Raw genomic sequence first — 16669 nt, forward strand, 5'->3', positions numbered from 1 at the left:
AGTGATACTGGCGCGGACAGGCCAACCAGATCGCCAGCATACGCTGGTATTTTTCCCACATTTTGGTCTGGGCGTTAAAACCGTGGCTGCCGGAATCAAAGTGAGTATAGCGCCCCTCGGTGCTGACCAGGAAACGCACGTAACTCAGGTAGCGCGCCTCGGTCGCGGCGTCGAAGCCGAGGAACGCCAGGCGGCGCTCGTCCAGATCCTGCTTCTCTTTCAGGTTGCCCCAGGAAACCTGCAGCGCATGATGCATTTCCATCACGTTGATGATGGTGCGGCACACCTCTTCGCTCAGTTCGCCGAAGTCGCGATCCAGCTCGCGCATTTGCAAACCGAAGCCGCGTTCGACGATGGTTTGCAACCGGCGATAACGATCGCCGTTGTCCGGATCGAGCAAGGTCATCATCTTGTACTGATTCGACAGGATCAGCCGCTGGGCGTTGGTCATTTCCATCAGGATTTCCTCATTTCTGTGTGATGGCGGGAGCATCGCACAGCGCAAGAACGCAGGAAATCACAACTCGACCGTTCTTTGATTTAAACCGGGGTTATTGGCGCTTAGACGAAAAAGGCCGCACAACGCGGCCTTTTTTCATTTACAGATCGTCGAGGAAGGTTTTGTCCAGCTGCTTGAAGGCGCGCTTGAGCAAATCAGCCAACGTCTGATAGGTCGGCGTGCCTTCGAGCGGCGCCACCGCCTGTCCGGCTTCCGTCAGCTTGTTGCGCACCTCATGGAACCATTGCAGCAGCGTCGGCGGCAGCGGCGTGACCGAACGGCGCCCCAGCCACCACAAGCCCTGCATCGGCAGGCTGCAGGCGAACAGCGCGGTGGCGATCGCCGGGCCCAATTGGCCGCCGAGCGCGATCTGCCAGGTCAGCGTGAAAATCGCCAACGGCGGCATGAAACGGATAGCGAAACGGGTGGCACGCGCAACGCGGTTCTCCGGAAAGACCGGTGCCAGACGTTTGTCTGACGGCCAGGTTTTCATATAATGCTGCCCGCGCTGGAAGACCTGAAACCAGCTTACGGAACCGGACGGTTTGCTCGTCATTGCGTACCTCAACGTCACGTAAAGAAACTAAAAGCGTGCTGCCAGAGACCATACTAAAAAATTTGAAGCTTTAAATTTATTTTGTGTTTGCACCGGGCTATCGGTATCCTAAGCCGGCCTTGTGGCCGGTAGAAGATGACGTAAATTTTGTCAACTTTTAGCCCTATAAAAATCAAGATTATTTAAACCGCAGAGAAATCATCGGTTTTTCCATCATCCTGTGATTTGTGCACTTCACATGATGTTAATCATAAATGTCATCGGCACTATGCGCTACGCTTGTTGTCTGATTGACGATTAATTCACCACGTGTGTTCGATTTTCTTTTAACAACACGACTATTTAAGTAGGTACTTCCATGTCGAGTAAGCTAGTACTGGTTCTTAACTGCGGCAGTTCTTCTCTGAAATTCGCCATCATCGATGCCGTTAACGGCGACGAATTCCTCTCCGGTTTGGCCGAGTGTTTCCACCTGCCTGAAGCTCGCATCAAGTGGAAAATGGACGGCGCCAAACACGAAGCTGCCCTGGGGGCCGGCGCTGCACACAGCGAAGCGCTGAACTTCATTGTTAATACTATTCTGGCACAAAAACCAGAGCTTTCCGCGCAGCTGACCGCTATCGGCCACCGCATCGTGCACGGCGGCGAGAAGTTCACCGCCTCCGCCGTGATCAACGACGAAGTTCTGCAGGGTATCAAAGATTCCGTGCCGTTTGCACCACTGCACAACCCAGCTCACCTGATCGGCATCGCGGAAGCGCTGAAATCCTTCCCTCACCTGGCTGACAAGAACGTTGCCGTGTTCGACACCGCGTTCCACCAAACCATGCCGGAAGAATCTTACCTGTACGCCCTGCCGTACAGCCTGTACCGCGACCACGGCGTTCGCCGCTACGGCGCACACGGCACCAGCCACTTCTACGTGACTCAGGAAGCCGCGAAGATGCTGAACAAGCCGGTGGAAGAAGTGAACGTGATCACTTGCCACCTGGGCAACGGCGGTTCCGTCACCGCAGTGCGCAACGGCCAGTGCGTTGACACCTCCATGGGTCTGACCCCGCTGGAAGGCCTGGTCATGGGCACCCGCAGCGGTGACATCGATCCGGCTATCATCTTCCACCTGCACGATTCTCTGGGCATGAGCGTTGACCAGATCAACAAGATGCTGACCAAAGAATCCGGCCTGCTGGGCCTGACCGAAGTCACCAGCGACTGCCGTTACGTTGAAGACAACTACGACAGCAAAGCCGACGCCAAACGCGCCATGGACGTGTTCTGCCACCGTCTGGCCAAATACGTCGGCGCCTACAGCGCGCTGATGGAAGGCCGTCTGGACGCGGTGATCTTCACCGGCGGCATCGGCGAGAACGCCGGCATGGTGCGTGAGCTGACCCTGAACAAACTGGGCCTGCTGGGCTTCGAAATCGACCACGACCGCAACATGGCCGCTCGCTTCGGCAAATCCGGCGCCATCACCAAAGACGGCAGCCGCCTGGCGCTGGTGATCCCGACCAACGAAGAGTTGGTCATCGCGCAGGACGCATCCCGCCTGACCGCGTAATGCTCTCAAAACACCGTCAGCCCAGGCTGACGGTGTTGTTTTAGCCTCATGTTAATCGTGAAGAGGACTATTCTGTGTCACGTACTATTATGTTGATCCCCACCGGCACCAGCGTCGGCCTGACCAGCGTCAGCCTGGGTGTCATCCGCTCCATGGAGCAAAAAGGCGTTCGTCTGAGCGTGTTCAAGCCTATCGCTCAACCGCGCACCGGCGACAACGCCCTCGACCAGACCACCACCATCATCCGCAGCAACTCCACTATCCCGGCGGCCGAACCGCTGCGCATGGATTACGTTGAAGGCCTGCTGAGCTCCAACCAGCAAGACGTGCTGATGGAAGAGATCGTGGCGCGCTACCACGAGAACACCAAAGACGCGGAAGTGGTGCTGATCGAAGGCCTGGTGCCGACCCGCAAACACCAGTTCGCCAACGCGCTGAACTACGAGATCGCCAAAACCCTGAACGCCGAGATCGTCTTCGTGCTGGCGCTGGGCAACGACTCCCCGGCGCAGCTGAAAGAGCGCATCGAACTGGCGCGCACCAGCTTCGGCGGCAGCAAGAACAAAAACATCACCGGCGTTATCATCAACAAGCTGAACGCGCCGGTCGACGATCAGGGCCGCACCCGTCCTGACCTGTCCGAAATCTTCGACGACTCCACCAAAGCCAGCATCGCCCACGTCGATCCTGCGCAGCTGTTCGCCAACAGCCCGCTGCCGGTTCTGGGCTGCGTGCCGTGGAGCTTCGATCTGATCGCCACCCGCGCCATCGACATGGCTCGCCACCTGAAGGCCCGCGTGGTCAACGAAGGCGACATCATGACCCGCCGCGTGAAGTCCGTGACCTTCTGTGCGCGCAGCATCCCGCACATGCTGGAACACTTCCGCCCAGGCTCCCTGCTGGTGACCTCCGCAGACCGTCCTGACGTGCTGGTCTCCGCCTGCCTGGCGGCGATGAACGGCGTGGAAATCGGCGCCATCCTGCTGACCGGCGGCTACGCCATCGACGAGCCGATCAAGAAGCTGTGCGAACGCGCCTTCCAGACCGGCCTGCCGGTGTTCATGGTCGACACCAACACCTGGCAGACCTCGCTGAGCCTGCAGAGCTTCAACCTCGAAGTGCCTGCGGACGACCACCAGCGCATCGAGAAAGTGCAGAACTACGTGGCCAGCCACATCAGCACCGAGTGGATCGATTCGCTGACCGCCACCTCCGAGCGTTCACGCCGCCTGTCTCCACCGGCGTTCCGTTACGAGCTGACCGAGCTGGCGCGTAAAGCCGGCAAGCGCATCGTGCTGCCGGAAGGCGACGAGCCGCGCACCGTGAAAGCGGCGGCCATCTGTGCCGAACGCGGCATCGCGGAATGCGTGCTGCTCGGCAACCCGGACGAGATCCAGCGCGTCGCGGCGGCGCAAGGCGTTGAGCTGGGCAAAGGCATCGAAATCGTCGATCCGGTCGCCGTGCGTGAAAACTATGTGCCGCGTCTGGTTGAGCTGCGCAAGAGCAAGGGCATGACCGAAGTGGTCGCGCGCGAGCAGCTGGAAGACAACGTGGTGCTCGGCACCCTGATGCTGGAACAAGGCGAAGTCGACGGTCTGGTCTCCGGCGCGGTTCACACCACCGCCAACACCATCCGTCCGCCGTTGCAGCTGATCAAAACCGCGCCGGGCAGCTCGCTGGTGTCCTCCGTGTTCTTCATGCTGTTGCCTGACCAGGTACTGGTCTACGGCGACTGCGCGATCAACCCGGATCCGACCGCCGAGCAGTTGTCTGAAATCGCCATCCAGTCTGCGGATTCCGCCGCGGCCTTCGGCATCGAGCCGCGCGTGGCGATGATCTCCTACTCCACCGGCAACTCCGGTGCAGGCAGCGACGTCGAGAAAGTGCGCGAAGCGACCCGTCTGGCGCAGGAAAAACGCCCGGACCTGATCATCGACGGCCCTCTGCAGTACGACGCCGCCATCATGGCCGACGTTGCCAAGTCCAAGGCGCCGAACTCACCGGTGGCCGGCCAGGCGACCGTGTTCATCTTCCCGGATCTGAACACCGGCAACACCACCTACAAAGCGGTACAGCGTTCCGCTGACCTGGTCTCCATCGGCCCGATGCTGCAAGGCATGCGCAAACCGGTGAACGACCTGTCGCGCGGCGCACTGGTTGACGATATCGTCTACACCGTCGCGCTGACGGCGATCCAGTCTTCCCAGGCTGACGCTGCCGCCAAGGCCTGATATTCTTCAGGTTGAGCGATAAAAAAGCGCCGGTCATTGACCGGCGCTTTTCTTTTGCGTTCCCTAACGCGCCAGTAATTGCCCGGCGGCCTCCAGAATATGTTCGGCGGTCAGGCCATACTCCTGCTGTAAAAACGCCTGGGTGCCCACCTGGCCGTAACGTTCCTTCACTCCCACGCGCCGCATCGGCGTCGGGCACTCCTCCGCCAGCACCTCCGCCACCGCCGATCCCAGCCCGTTATGAATGCTGTGGTTCTCACAGGTGACGATGCGTCCGGTCTTGGCCGCGTAGGTTTTGATCAGTTCACGGTCGATAGGCTTGAGGGTGAACATATCGATCACCGCCGCGCTGACGCCCTGCCGCGCCAGCATCTCCTCCGCTTTCAACGCCTCCGCCACCATGATGCCGTTGGCGATCAGCGTGACGTCGTCGCCATCGCGCAGCAGGTTGCCCTTGCCGATGGTAAAGCGCGAGCCTTCCTGGTAGATGCGCGTCGCCTGCTTGCGAATGGTGCGCACCCAGTAGAAGCCGCGCAGATCCATCAGTTGGCGCAGAACGTCGGCGAACATGGTGGCGTCGGTCACTTCCAGCACCACCGAATGCGCCAGCCCGCGCACAATGCCCATGTCCTCGAACGACATGTGGGTGCCGCCGTTGTGGCAGGCGCTTACCCCGGCGTCGGAAGCGATCACCTTGACGTTGTTGCGCTGGTAATCCAGCGACATGAACAGTTGATCGAAACAGCGGCGGCTGGCGAAGGCGGTGAAGGTATGCACGAACGGCACCCGGCCGGTAAGCGACAGCCCGGCGGCGACGCCGATCACGTTGGCCTCCATGATGCCGCAGTTGATCACGTGCTGCGGGTGATCCTTGTGCACGCCGTCCATCGCCATCGAGCTCATCAAATCCGCCTCCAGCGCGATGATCGGCGCGCCCGCCTCAATCTGCCGCCGCACCGCGCCGGCGTAGACTTTGCGCATTTCGACGGCGTCGTTTTCCAACTGCGTCACTACGTTAAACATGGGCGGCCTCCAGTTCGGCGATGGCTTTTTCGATCTCCAGCTGCACGTCCGGCGTCAGGCGCAGGTGGTGTGAGTTCGACAGGTTTTCCAGATAGGTCACGCCCTGTCCCTTGATGCTGTCGAGCACGATCGCCAGCGGCCGCTGTTCGCCGCCGCGCGCCGGCGCTACCGCCGCCAGCAGCGCCGCGATGTCGTCGCCCTTGATGGTTTGCACCTCAAAGCCGAAGGCGCGGAACTTGGCGGCCAGATCGAACGGTTGGATCACCTCGTCCAGCGCGCCGTCCAGCTGTTGCTTGTTGTAATCGATAAACAGCGTCAGGTTGTTCAGGTTGTGGTGGGCGATAAACTGGAACGCCTCCCAGCACTGCCCTTCATTCAGCTCTCCGTCGCCGAGGATGCTGAACACCCGGTTGCGCCGCCCCGCCAGCCGATGGGATAACGCCATGCCGGCGGCGATCGACACGCCCTGCCCCAGTGAGCCGGTGGTGGCGTCCACGCCGCGCGTGCGCAGCCGGTCCGGGTGGCTCGGCAGGCGCGTGCCGTTCTGATTGAGGGTCTTCAGTTCAGCCAGCGGGAAGTAGCCCTTGATCGCCAGCGTGCTGTACAGCGCCGGGCCGGCGTGCCCTTTCGACAGCACGAAGTCATCGCGCTCCGGCCAGTCCGGGTCCGCCGGATCGATGCGCATCACGCCGCCGTACAGCACCGCCAGCGTCTCCACCACCGACATGCAGCCGCCGTAGTGGCCGAAGCCCAGCCCGGTCAGCGCTTTCAGCGTTTCCAGACGGATCGCGCGCGCCAGAGTGCGCAGCTCTTCAATTTCCGTTTCGCTCGTTGTGTCGTTCATCAGTCTGCCCTCGTTATTTCTCGACGCGGTCAGCGGCCGGCGCGCCTTTGCGTTTTCTCAAGAAGTTATGCGCCACCAGCAGCGCGAACACGGCGACAATCGCCAGCATGATCATCTCCTTCGACATAAAGCGCGCCATATTGCCCAGCAGGATGCCGATCACGCCGAAGTCGGCGTCAGAGAAGGTGGTGTTGGCAAAACCAAGCGCCCCCAGCACCGGCAACAGCAGCACCGGCAGGAAGGTGATCAGCAGTCCGTTGGCGAAGGCGCCCAGCATCGCGCCGTGCCGCCCGCCGGTCGCGTTGCCGAACACCCCGGCGGTAGCGCCGGTGAAGAAATGCGGCACCACGCCGGGCAGGATCAGCACCATCTTCAGTTGCCCCAGCAGGAACAGCCCGGCCAACCCGCCAAGGAAGCTGAACAGGAAGCCGATCAGCACCGCGTTGGGGGCATAGGGATAAACCACCGGGCAATCCAGCGCCGGCCGCGCGTTAGGCACCAGTTTTTCCGAGAAGCCGGTGAACGCCGGCACGATCTCCGCCAGAATCAAGCGCACGCCCTGCAGAATGATGAACACCCCGGCGGCGAAGGTGATGGCCTGGATAATCGAATACACCAGGTAGTTCTGGCCGCCACTGAGCTCGCTTTCCACATAGGCCCGCCCGGCGCAGATCGCCAGGATCAGGTAGATGACGATCATGGTCATCGAGATCGAAATGGAACTGTCGCGCAGGAAGCTGAGGTTTTTCGGCAGGTTCATCTCCTCGGTCGAACGCGAGTTCTTACCCACCTTCGAGCCGATCCAGCCGGACAGCACATAGCCCAGGGTGCCGAAGTGGCCGAAAGCGATATCGTCGTTGCCGGTGATGCGGCGCATATAGCGCTGGGCGATCGCCGGGAAGAACGCCATCACCAGCCCCAGGGTCAACGCGCCGGTAAACACCAGTTGCACGCCCTCGAAGCCCGCCACCGTCAGGATGATGCCGATCATGCAGGCCATGTAGAAGGTGTGGTGGCCGGTGAGGAAGATGTATTTCAGCCGGGTGAAGCGCGCCACCACGATGTTCGCCACCATGCCGAACGCCATGATCAAGGCGGTGGAAGCGCCGTATTTCTCCAGCGCGATAGAGACGATCGCTTCGTTGTTCGGAATGATGCCCTGAATATTAAATGCGTGTTCGAACATGCCGCCCAACGGATTGAGCGACCCGACCAATACCGTGGCGCCGCCGCCCAAAACGATAAAGCCGAGAATGGTTTTTACCGTGCCTTTCACCACGTCGGAAAAGGATTTCTTTTGCGCCAGCAAACCGATCAGCGCAATAAGCCCGACCAGCACCGAAGGCACCTTTAATATATCCACCACAAACTTAAGCGTTTCCTGGATAAACATATCCACCTCGCCAATCGTTTTATTCAGAGGATTGAGTGGGCTTCGAAGTAAGCGCGCAGCTTGGCTTCCAGCTCATTGATGTCGATGATGTTGCTGATCACCACCAGCTGCTCGGCCGGCACGCTGGCGCTGTCGGCGATGTCTTTCGCCATCACGAACACGTCGGCTGCGCCGGGGGTGGCCGACGACAGGTCAGAGTGTTCGACCTCGGCCTCCACGCCCATTTTTTTCAGCACCTTTTTAATATTCATTTCCACCATAAAACTGCTGCCGAGACCGGAACCGCAAATCGCCATGATTTTCATGATATCCACCTGTTGAATTTAGCGTGTAGGGTAGCGCCGCCGGTCATATTCCCGGCGTTGTTAGCATTAATCGTGCTCCTGGTGATTAAACGTTAATAGCGGGCGATAATATCCTCGATTTGTCGTTTATCTTTGGCGTGAAATAACGCCTCCATTGCCTGATTGTCTGAAAATAATTCAGCCAGTTGCGAAATCAATTCGATGTGGCTGTTGCCGTCGGGCGCGGAAAGCGTCACCACCACCTGAACCGGATCGTTATCCGCGGAATGAAAGTTCACCCCCTGATGGATCTTCAACAGCGATAACCCCAGCGCGTTGGCGCCCTCCTCGGGCCGGGCGTGTGGCATGGCGATGCCCGGCGCCAGGACGAAGTAAGGGCCGAGCGTCTCCTGCTGATGAAAGATGGCCGTCAGATAATTCGGCGTAATCACGCCGTCTTGCAGCAGCGGCTGCGCGCTCAGCGTTACCGCCTGGCGCCAGTCCTCCACCCGTTCGCACAGCTGTATATGATCGGCGGTCAGCCACTCTTTCAGCACGTTATCCTCCCGAAAATCGATGATTGCGGCCGGTGATTAATTCACCGACGACGGTAAAACTTTAATCAACCCCTCCCGGCCACACAGTGATGGATATCACAAAGATAGCGCTACCAAAGCGCTATCATACAGATCTGTGATAGCGCTATCAAAACGCCGCGCCGCGGCATGACGTTAACCACAATTTTTTCTCGCTCTTTCGGGTAACGGGGTAGAATGTACCGCATACGGGGATCGTCGAAGCCGCGCCGTCGGCTTCCCACCCTCACCATTTTTATGCGCCGCGCGCGCATTTCAGTCGGGATTTGGCATGTCGATCGGTAAAAAACGACGCAGCACGGGCAGGGTGACGTTGGCTGACGTAGCGCAGCTGGCGGGCGTCGGCACCATGACGGTGTCGCGCGCGCTGCGCACGCCGGAGCAGGTTTCAGACAAACTGCGCGAGAAGATTGAAGCCGCGGTGAGCGAGTTGGGGTATCTGCCCAACCTGGCCGCCAGTTCGCTGGCGTCGGCCTCCTCCTACACCATCGCCATGGTGGTGCCCAGCCTGTCCGAATCCGGCTGCGCCGAGATGTTCGCCGGTCTGCAGAAAGTGCTGCAGCCCGCCGGCTATCACATCATGCTGGCGGAGTCGCAGCACCACCTGGAACGCGAGGAGAGACTGCTAGAGACCCTGCTCTCTTACAACCTGGCGGCGGCGGTGCTGCTCAGCGTCGAGCATTCGCAAAATGCCCGCAACGCGTTGATCGCCGCCAACATTCCGGTGGTGGAGATCGGCGCCGTGCGCGCCGATCCGATCGACATGAGCATCGGCATCGATTACGTGGCGGCCATGTATCAGCTGACGCAAACGGTGATCGCCGGCGGCTATCAGAATATCGGGCTGCTGTGCGCCAATCAGGAACAGTGGATTTTCCAGCAACACCTGCAGGGTTGGCACAAGGCGCTTCTGCGCAACCATATGTCGCCGCATCGGGTGATCAACGCCGCGCAGCCCGCCAGCTTCAGCACCGGCGCGCAACAGCTGCCGGAATTTTTGCTGGCCTGGCCGGAGCTGGACGCGCTGGTGTGCGCCTCGGACGAACTGGCCTGCGGCGCGCTGTATGAATGCCAGCGGCGGCGCATCAAGGTGCCGGACAATCTGGCGGTGGTGGGGTTCGGCAACAGCGAGTTCAGCCGGGTGTGCCAGCCGCCGCTGACCACCATGACCATTCCGCATCGCGACATCGGCATTCAGGCCGGCCAGGCGCTGCTGGCGCGGCTGAACGAGCAACCCTGGCAACCGGCGGGCTCCCTGCCCGCCACGCTGTGCCGCCGCGACAGCTGCTGAATCCACAGCAAAAAAAAAGCCGGTCGATGACCGGCTTTCTCACGCGTTGGCGTCTCAGTGGTTGTCGAGCGGCTTACCGTAATCCTGTTCGTTGTTGCGCGTCAGCCACAGCGACAGCGCCTTCAGCGAATCCGGGGTAAACTCGTCGCAGCGCGCGGTGATCTCTTCCGGCGTCAGCCAGCACACTTCAGCCACTTCTTCTTCCTGCAGCGCGAACGGGCCGTGCGATACGCAGCTGAACAGCGCCCCCCACACCCGGCACTGCTCTTCTTCGAAGTAGAACAGACCGTGTTCGGCGAAAGGCACGCCGGCGATGCCCAGCTCTTCTTCCGCCTCGCGGCGCGCCGAATCCAGTACGTTTTCACCGCTTTGCACTACGCCACCCGCCGTCGCGTCCAGCCAGCCCGGGTAGAAGTCCTTGATCTCGGTGCGACGCTGCACCAGAATTTTTCCCATCCCATCATGCACCACAATATAGGTAGCACGATGACGCAGCCGCTCCGCCCGCATCTGTTGACGACTGGATTGCGCAATCACCTCGTTTTGCTCGTCGACGATATCAACCCATTCGGTATCTGCAGCCTGACCCTGTTCCGCCATCCTCTAAAACCTTCTATTTTGGCGCGATGCATCCCGCGCGCTGGTTAATCAATGAGTGTTTTTCAAAGATTTTTATTGTGTGTGTATAAATTAGTGCGTTTAGCGTGTTAACGCCACCTCCGCGACGACCTTGCCGTCGTCGAGCGCCAGCACGCGCAAAGTGCCCCGATCCAACATGCCGTAACTGGCCGGAAAGCCCCCTTTCGGGATGCTGACCGAGCCTGGATTGAAGCAATAGATCTCACCCTGCCGCTCCGCCTGCGGCAGATGCGTATGGCCGTAGGCCAGGACGTCACCGCGGGATAACGGCGGCAGTGCCGAGGGATGATAAAGGTGACCGTGGGTCAAAAACAATCGTCTTTTTTGCAGTAAAACCTGTTGCCAGGGCGCCTCGATGGGAAACGTCAGCAGCATCTGATCGACCTCGCTGTCGCAATTGCCGCGAACGGCGATGATCTTGTCGCTATAGCGATTCAATCGTTCGGCAACCTGAGCGGGCTGATACCCGGCGGGCAGCGCGTTGCGCGGGCCGTGATTCAGCAAATCACCCAGAAGAATCAGCCAGTCGGCGCCGTGTTGTGCGAACAATTCCAGCACGCGTTCGGTAGCCGGCAGCGATCCGTGGATATCCGAGGCGAACATCAGCTTCATAACCTTGTCCTATAGAGGGAAATAAGCGCCATTTTACCGCGCCGGCGCCGTGCGGCAAACCGCCGCCCGCCCCGGTGGAGAATTGTGATCCAACTGCGCAGATAGCATCGGACGAATCCCACATAGCCTGCTATCCTTAGCTGCTATTGTTGGATCTCTGATATACCTTTGTGCGCGGCGAAGACCGCAGCAACGTGTAATGAATTACAGATCACCTTACCGCAGGAGGCAACATGATTGACCTGTATTACGCGCCTACTCCCAATGGTCACAAGATCACCTTGTTTCTGGAAGAGGTCGGCTTGCCCTACCGTATCCATCGCGTAAACATCAGCGCCGGCGAGCAGTTCAAACCGGACTTTCTGAGCATTTCTCCCAACAACAAAATCCCGGCGATCGTCGATCAGCAACCGGTGGACGGCGGCGCGCCAATCAGCCTGTTCGAGTCCGGGGAAATCCTGCTGTATCTGGCGGAGAAGACCGGCAAGCTGCTGAGCAAGGGCCTGCGCGAACGCGCCGCCACCCTGCAGTGGCTGTTCTGGCAGGTGGCCGGGTTCGGGCCGATGCTCGGGCAGAATCATCACTTTAATCACTACGCGCCGCAGCCGGTGCCTTACGCCATCGAGCGTTACCATCTGGAGACCAAGCGGCTGTACGGCGTGCTGGACGCTGAACTGCAAAAACACCCGTACCTGGGCGGCGACAACTACAGCATCGCCGATATCGCCACCTACCCGTGGGTGGTGTCGCATCCGCGCCAGCGCATCGATCTGGCAGATTACCCGGCGGTGCGCAACTGGTTCGAGCGCATCAGCAACCGCCCGGCGACCGAGCGCGCCTACAAACTGGCCGAACAAGCCTAAGCGCCTCCCCCGACTCCCCGTCGGCCGGGGAGTCACATCGTCCTCACGTTATCATTTCCTTACTTTCCGTGTATTCTGAACGCTAATAATCAGACCTATGGAGAATCTCTGATGTCTTTCAGTCAACCCGACGCCGTTATTCGCATTAAAAATCTGCGGCTGCGCACGTTCATCGGTATCAAGGAAGAGGAAATCAACAACCGACAGGACGTTCTGATCAACGTGGTGATCCACTACCCGGCGGATAAGGCGCGCAACAGCGAAGACATCGCCGACGCGCTCAACTACCGCACCATCACCAAAGCGATCATCCGCCATGTGGAAGATAACCGTTTCGCGTTGCTGGAAAAATTAACGCAGGATGTGCTCGACATCGTAAAAGAACACGCCTGGGTAACCTATGCTGAAGTGGAGATAGATAAACTTCTGGCTCTGCGCTACGCCGATTCGGTCTCCATGACCATGAGCTACCGCCGGGGCTAACTCAGGGAGGTCGACCATGCGGATCCTGATCACCGGCGCAACGGGATTGATAGGCAGCAGCCTGACCGCAAGACTGCTGGCGCTTTCTCACCACATTACGGTACTGACCCGCGACGAGCGGCGCGCCCGAGCCAGGCTGGGCGATCGGCCGAGCTATTGGCAAACGCTGGACGACCGGCAGTCGCTGGATGACTTCGACGCAGTGATCAACCTCGCCGGCGAACCTATCGCCGACAAGCGCTGGAGCGCGCAGCAGAAAGAGCGCCTGTGCCGCAGCCGCTGGGATCTGACCGAACGGTTGGCGCAGCTGATCAAGGCCGGCAGCACGCCGCCCGGCGTGCTGATTTCCGGTTCCGCCGTCGGCTACTACGGCGATCAGGGGCAGGCGGTGGTCACCGAAGAGGAGCCGCCGCACGACGAATTCACCCACCAGCTGTGCCAACGCTGGGAAACGCTGGCGCTGCAGGCGCAGAGCGACGCCACCCGCGTCTGCCTGCTGCGCACCGGCGTGGTGCTGGCGCCACAAGGCGGCGCGCTGGCCAAAATGCTGCCGCCGTTCCGCTTCGGGCTGGGCGGCCCGATCGGCGACGGCCGCCAATATCTGCCGTGGATCCATCTCGACGACATGGTCAACGGCATTATTTATCTGCTGGATCACGCCACGCTGACTGGCCCGTTCAACATGGTCGCCCCCTACCCGGTGCATAACGAACAGTTCGCCGCCCAACTGGCCAACGTGCTCGATCGCCCGGCGTTTCTGCGGGTGCCGGCGTTCGTCATGCGCTTGTTGATGGGGGAAGCGGCGGTGCTGGTGCTCGGCGGCCAGCGGGCGGTGCCGAAACGGCTGGAAGAAGCCGGCTTCCACTTCCGCTATCTGGAGTTGGAACAGGCGTTGGATGACGTGATCAATCAGCGGGCCGAAGCCCGCTGATCTGACGTTACTTCAACGCGCCGGACAGGAACTGCTGCAGGCGCGGGCTTTTGGGGTTGCCGAACAACTCGGCCGGCGGCCCCTGTTCTTCAATCAACCCTTTGTGCAGGAAGATCACGTGGTTGGAAACGTGGCGCGCAAACTCCATTTCGTGCGTCACCACCACCATGGTCTTCCCCTCCTCCGCCAGCTTCTGCATGATGCGCAGCACCTCGCCCACCAGTTCGGGATCCAGTGCCGACGTCGGTTCGTCAAACAGCAGCACCTCCGGCTCCATCGCCAATGCGCGGGCGATAGAGACGCGCTGCTGCTGGCCGCCCGACAGGTGCACCGGGTATTTGCCGCGCGCCCGCTCGTCGATGCCCACTTTGTCCAGGTAGCGCACCGCGCGCTCGTGCGCGTCGGCCTTGCTCAGCCCCAGCACCTGCACCGGCGCTTCCATCACGTTCTCCAGCACCGTCATGTGGCTCCACAGGTTAAAGTGCTGAAATACCATGGTCAGGCGGGTGCGCAACAGCTGCAGCTGCTTCTTGTCGAATACCTTCAGTTGGCCGTCCTTGTCGCGCACCATGCGAATATCTTCGTTGTTCAGACTGATCGAACCTTCGCTCGGCTTCTCAAGGAAGTTGATGCAGCGCAGAAAGGTGCTTTTGCCGGAGCCGGAGGAGCCGATGATGCTGATCACATCCCCGGCGTTGGCCGCCAGCGAGACGCCCTTCAGCACTTCGTGGTCGCCATAGCGTTTGTGCAGTTCCGTGACGGCTAATTTATTCTCAGACATGGTTTTCTTCCCGTCATTTATCAGTGACTAACGTGTGCCATCCAGCGTTTCTCAGCTTTGCGGAACAGGCTGATTAACACGTAGGAGATGATCAGATACAGCACCGCCGCGATGCCGAAGGCGTAAAACGGCTGATAGGTCGCGGCGTTGATGTCGCGCGCGATCTTCAACAGGTCCGGCACGGTGGCGGTAAACGCCAGCGCGGTGGAGTGCAGCATCAGGATCACTTCGTTGCTGTAAGCCGGCAGCGCGGTGCGCAGCGCCGAAGGCAAAATGATGCAGCGATACATCTTGAAACGCGAGAAACCGTAGGCGTTGGCGGCCTCGATTTCACCGTGCGGCACCGAGCGGATCGCCCCGGCGAAGATCTCGGTGGTATAAGCGCAGGTGTTGAGCGTCAGCGCCAGGATGGTGCAGTTGAGCCCGCTGCGGAAAAACGCATTGAGAAACTCGCTGCCGCGCACGATCTCGAGGCTATACATGCCGGAGTAGAACACCAGCAGTTGCACGTACAGCGGCGTACCGCGAAACACATAGGTGTAGAGCCACACCGGGAAACGTACCCAGCGAAGGGAAGAAACGCGCGCCACCGCCATCGGGATCGCCAGCAGCCCGCCCATCACCACCGAGGCAATCAGCAGCCACAGCGTGATCGCCACGCCGGTGAAGCGGTAGCCGTCACTCCACAGCAGCGACTGCCAATACTGTTGCAGGATCTCGATCATAGTTCGGCCCTCTTGACGCCCAGTGAGTAACGCCGTTCAAGCCACAGCAGCACGCCGTTGGAAACGGTAGTGAAGATCAGATACACCACGCCGGCCACGATGGCGAAGAAGAACGGCTGATAGGTGCCTTTTCCCGCCAGCTGCGTGGCTTTGACCACATCGTTCAGGCCGAGAATCGACACCAGCGCCGTCGCCTTCAGGATCACCTGCCAGTTGTTGCCGATGCCCGGCAGGGCGAAACGCATCATCGCCGGGAACAGAATGCGCCGGAAGATCTGCGCGCCGCTGAAGCCATAGGCCGTCGCCGCTTCGATCTGCCCTTTCGGCACCGCCAGATAAGCGCCGCGGAAGGTCTCGGTAAAATAAGCGCCGTAGATAAAGCCGAGGGTAATGATGCCGGCGCCGAGTGGATCGATATCGATCTGCGCGAAGCCCAGCAGCGTAGTGATATTGTTCAGCGCGATTTGCAGACCGTAAAAAATCAGCAGCATCAGCACCAGATCGGGCACGCCGCGGATCAGCGTGGTATAGGCGCCGAACAGGCCGGAGATAAAGGGGTTATGAGACAGTTTGCCACCGGCGCCGATCAGGCCGATCACCACCGCCAGCAACACGGAACTGAGGGCCAGCTCCAGCGTCACCAGAGCCCCCTCGAAAATCAGTTGGGAATAGCCTTGCAGCATCTACTTCACCCTGTGGTCTAGGATCCGAACCATCGGGGCCGGCACGCCGGCCCCGCAGTCACAGCATGGAACGGTAAGCGGATTACCCGCCGTAGACGTCAAAGTCGAAGTACTTTTTCGCGTATTTGTCGTAGGTGCCGTCTTTGCGCATCTCGGCGAAGGCTTTGTCCAGCGCCGCTTTCAGCTCGGTATCGGTCTTGCGCAGCCCCATGCCGGTGCCGACGCCGAAGAACTTGTCATCCTTCACCGATTCGCCGGCGAACGCATAGTCTTTGCCCGGCGGCTGTTTCAGGAAGCCGTCGCTGCCCGCCACTTCATCCTGGAAGGCGGCGTCGATACGGCCGGAAGCCAAATCGGCGTAAACCAGATCCTGGTTCTGGTAAGGCACGACGGTGATGCCCTTCGGCTGCCACATGGCGTTGGCGTAGGCTTCCTGGGTGGTGCCCTGCAACACGCCCACACTCTTGCCTTTCAGGGCGTCCACGGTAGGCAACAGCTTGGACCCTTTCGGCGCGATCAGACGCGCGTTGGCGGCATACAGCTTGTCGGTAAAGGCGATTTCCTGCTGGCGTTTTTCGGTGATGGACAGCGAAGAGATGATGGCGTCGATTTTCTTCGCCTTGAGGGATGGGATCAGCGCGTCGAAGTCGCTCTCCACGAAGGTGCATTGGGTA

The 16669-nt window shown here is 60.1% G+C and carries 19 protein-coding genes; 6 read left to right on the forward strand and 13 right to left on the reverse strand.

Annotated features, from left to right (window positions below):
* The coding region (locus ADK28_RS11575; protein ID WP_048795714.1) for a YfbU family protein at positions 1-457 on the reverse strand (457 nt) is incomplete at its 3' end.
* Between the two features lie 142 nt (positions 458-599).
* On the reverse strand, positions 600-1055 hold the full coding sequence (gene yfbV / locus ADK28_RS11580) for a terminus macrodomain insulation protein YfbV (RefSeq protein WP_004936061.1): 456 nt from the start codon (positions 1053-1055) through the stop codon (positions 600-602).
* 358 nt (positions 1056-1413) lie between these two features.
* Between yfbV and ackA the strand changes: the two genes are divergently transcribed.
* Positions 1414-2616 (forward strand): acetate kinase, encoded by a 1203-nt coding sequence (gene ackA, locus ADK28_RS11585; RefSeq protein ID WP_004936063.1) that lies wholly within the window; start codon positions 1414-1416, stop codon positions 2614-2616.
* Between the two features lie 74 nt (positions 2617-2690).
* Positions 2691-4847, forward strand: coding sequence for a phosphate acetyltransferase (pta, locus tag ADK28_RS11590; RefSeq protein WP_028127748.1), 2157 nt, complete (start codon positions 2691-2693; stop codon positions 4845-4847).
* A gap of 63 nt (positions 4848-4910) precedes the next feature.
* Here pta and ADK28_RS11595 read toward each other — a convergent pair whose 3' ends face one another.
* From ADK28_RS11595 to ADK28_RS11615, 5 genes are all read right to left on the reverse strand, one after another.
* The gene (locus tag ADK28_RS11595) at positions 4911-5870 is read right to left on the reverse strand and encodes a transketolase family protein (protein WP_048795715.1); all 960 of its coding nucleotides are present in this window, start codon (positions 5868-5870) and stop codon (positions 4911-4913) included.
* Complete coding sequence (locus ADK28_RS11600; protein WP_033639778.1) at positions 5863-6714, reverse strand: transketolase; 852 nt, start codon at positions 6712-6714, stop codon at positions 5863-5865. Before ADK28_RS11600 ends, ADK28_RS11595 begins: the two co-directional genes overlap by 8 nt.
* A 13-nt stretch (positions 6715-6727) precedes the next feature.
* Positions 6728-8107 carry a PTS ascorbate transporter subunit IIC gene (locus ADK28_RS11605; protein WP_048795716.1) on the reverse strand — a complete coding sequence of 460 codons (1380 nt, stop codon included), beginning with the start codon at positions 8105-8107 and terminating at the stop codon, positions 6728-6730.
* Positions 8108-8130: 23 nt separating this feature from the next.
* Positions 8131-8412, reverse strand: coding sequence for a PTS sugar transporter subunit IIB (locus ADK28_RS11610; RefSeq protein WP_015378585.1), 282 nt, complete (start codon positions 8410-8412; stop codon positions 8131-8133).
* A 92-nt stretch (positions 8413-8504) separates the two neighbouring features.
* A complete protein-coding gene (locus ADK28_RS11615; protein WP_033639775.1) occupies positions 8505-8948 on the reverse strand; it encodes a PTS sugar transporter subunit IIA in 444 nt (147 codons plus the stop codon).
* Between the two features lie 310 nt (positions 8949-9258).
* Between ADK28_RS11615 and ADK28_RS11620 the strand changes: the two genes are divergently transcribed.
* A complete protein-coding gene (locus ADK28_RS11620) occupies positions 9259-10278 on the forward strand; it encodes a LacI family DNA-binding transcriptional regulator (protein ID WP_033639773.1) in 1020 nt (339 codons plus the stop codon).
* Positions 10279-10332: 54 nt separating this feature from the next.
* Here ADK28_RS11620 and yfcD read toward each other — a convergent pair whose 3' ends face one another.
* Both yfcD and yfcE read right to left on the reverse strand, forming a co-directional pair.
* A complete protein-coding gene (gene yfcD, locus ADK28_RS11625) occupies positions 10333-10878 on the reverse strand; it encodes an NUDIX hydrolase YfcD (RefSeq protein ID WP_004936086.1) in 546 nt (181 codons plus the stop codon).
* Positions 10879-10977: 99 nt separating this feature from the next.
* Positions 10978-11529, reverse strand: coding sequence for a phosphodiesterase (yfcE, locus tag ADK28_RS11630; protein WP_016926887.1), 552 nt, complete (start codon positions 11527-11529; stop codon positions 10978-10980).
* A 233-nt stretch (positions 11530-11762) separates the two neighbouring features.
* On the opposite strand from yfcE, the gene yfcG reads away from it, so the two are divergent.
* From yfcG to ADK28_RS11645, 3 genes are all read left to right on the forward strand, one after another.
* Positions 11763-12392, forward strand: coding sequence for a GSH-dependent disulfide bond oxidoreductase (gene yfcG, locus ADK28_RS11635; protein WP_004936091.1), 630 nt, complete (start codon positions 11763-11765; stop codon positions 12390-12392).
* Between the two features lie 111 nt (positions 12393-12503).
* Positions 12504-12875 carry a dihydroneopterin triphosphate 2'-epimerase gene (folX, locus tag ADK28_RS11640; protein WP_004936094.1) on the forward strand — a complete coding sequence of 124 codons (372 nt, stop codon included), beginning with the start codon at positions 12504-12506 and terminating at the stop codon, positions 12873-12875.
* 16 nt (positions 12876-12891) lie between these two features.
* Positions 12892-13806: a TIGR01777 family oxidoreductase gene (locus ADK28_RS11645; protein WP_016926885.1), complete on the forward strand. Its 915-nt coding sequence runs from the start codon at positions 12892-12894 to the stop codon at positions 13804-13806.
* A 7-nt stretch (positions 13807-13813) separates the two neighbouring features.
* Here the strand turns inward: ADK28_RS11645 and hisP are convergent, their stop codons facing one another.
* From hisP to ADK28_RS11665, 4 genes are all read right to left on the reverse strand, one after another.
* Complete coding sequence (hisP, locus tag ADK28_RS11650; protein WP_004936098.1) at positions 13814-14587, reverse strand: histidine ABC transporter ATP-binding protein HisP; 774 nt, start codon at positions 14585-14587, stop codon at positions 13814-13816.
* Between the two features lie 20 nt (positions 14588-14607).
* Positions 14608-15312 carry an ABC transporter permease gene (locus ADK28_RS11655; protein ID WP_004936100.1) on the reverse strand — a complete coding sequence of 235 codons (705 nt, stop codon included), beginning with the start codon at positions 15310-15312 and terminating at the stop codon, positions 14608-14610.
* Entirely contained in the window at positions 15309-15995 is a 687-nt protein-coding gene (locus ADK28_RS11660; protein WP_016926884.1) for a histidine ABC transporter permease HisQ, read from the reverse strand. The genes ADK28_RS11655 and ADK28_RS11660 overlap by 4 nt, the downstream gene beginning before the upstream one ends.
* Before the next feature lie 82 nt (positions 15996-16077).
* Positions 16078-16669, reverse strand: a 592-nt coding sequence (locus ADK28_RS11665; protein ID WP_048795717.1) for a transporter substrate-binding domain-containing protein, incomplete at its 5' end; no start/stop codon positions are given.

It is taken from the genome of Serratia sp. 506_PEND, assembly GCF_001076875.1.
Taxonomy (GTDB): domain Bacteria; phylum Pseudomonadota; class Gammaproteobacteria; order Enterobacterales; family Enterobacteriaceae; genus Serratia; species Serratia marcescens.

What these genes read in the sequence shown, in the direction of transcription:
- folX (WP_004936094.1), top strand. Translation starts at nt 12,504, where the DNA reads ATGTCTTTCAGTCAACCCGACGCCGTTATTCGCATTAAAAATCTGCGG.
- yfcE (WP_016926887.1), bottom strand. Translation starts at nt 11,529, where the DNA reads ATGAAGCTGATGTTCGCCTCGGATATCCACGGATCGCTGCCGGCTACC.
- ADK28_RS11645 (WP_016926885.1), top strand. Translation starts at nt 12,892, where the DNA reads ATGCGGATCCTGATCACCGGCGCAACGGGATTGATAGGCAGCAGCCTG.
- ackA (WP_004936063.1), top strand. Translation starts at nt 1,414, where the DNA reads ATGTCGAGTAAGCTAGTACTGGTTCTTAACTGCGGCAGTTCTTCTCTG.
- yfcD (WP_004936086.1), bottom strand. Translation starts at nt 10,878, where the DNA reads ATGGCGGAACAGGGTCAGGCTGCAGATACCGAATGGGTTGATATCGTC.
- ADK28_RS11605 (WP_048795716.1), bottom strand. Translation starts at nt 8,107, where the DNA reads ATGTTTATCCAGGAAACGCTTAAGTTTGTGGTGGATATATTAAAGGTG.
- ADK28_RS11610 (WP_015378585.1), bottom strand. Translation starts at nt 8,412, where the DNA reads ATGAAAATCATGGCGATTTGCGGTTCCGGTCTCGGCAGCAGTTTTATG.
- ADK28_RS11620 (WP_033639773.1), top strand. Translation starts at nt 9,259, where the DNA reads ATGTCGATCGGTAAAAAACGACGCAGCACGGGCAGGGTGACGTTGGCT.
- ADK28_RS11660 (WP_016926884.1), bottom strand. Translation starts at nt 15,995, where the DNA reads ATGCTGCAAGGCTATTCCCAACTGATTTTCGAGGGGGCTCTGGTGACG.
- yfbV (WP_004936061.1), bottom strand. Translation starts at nt 1,055, where the DNA reads ATGACGAGCAAACCGTCCGGTTCCGTAAGCTGGTTTCAGGTCTTCCAG.
- ADK28_RS11600 (WP_033639778.1), bottom strand. Translation starts at nt 6,714, where the DNA reads ATGAACGACACAACGAGCGAAACGGAAATTGAAGAGCTGCGCACTCTG.
- yfcG (WP_004936091.1), top strand. Translation starts at nt 11,763, where the DNA reads ATGATTGACCTGTATTACGCGCCTACTCCCAATGGTCACAAGATCACC.
- ADK28_RS11595 (WP_048795715.1), bottom strand. Translation starts at nt 5,870, where the DNA reads ATGTTTAACGTAGTGACGCAGTTGGAAAACGACGCCGTCGAAATGCGC.
- hisP (WP_004936098.1), bottom strand. Translation starts at nt 14,587, where the DNA reads ATGTCTGAGAATAAATTAGCCGTCACGGAACTGCACAAACGCTATGGC.
- ADK28_RS11655 (WP_004936100.1), bottom strand. Translation starts at nt 15,312, where the DNA reads ATGATCGAGATCCTGCAACAGTATTGGCAGTCGCTGCTGTGGAGTGAC.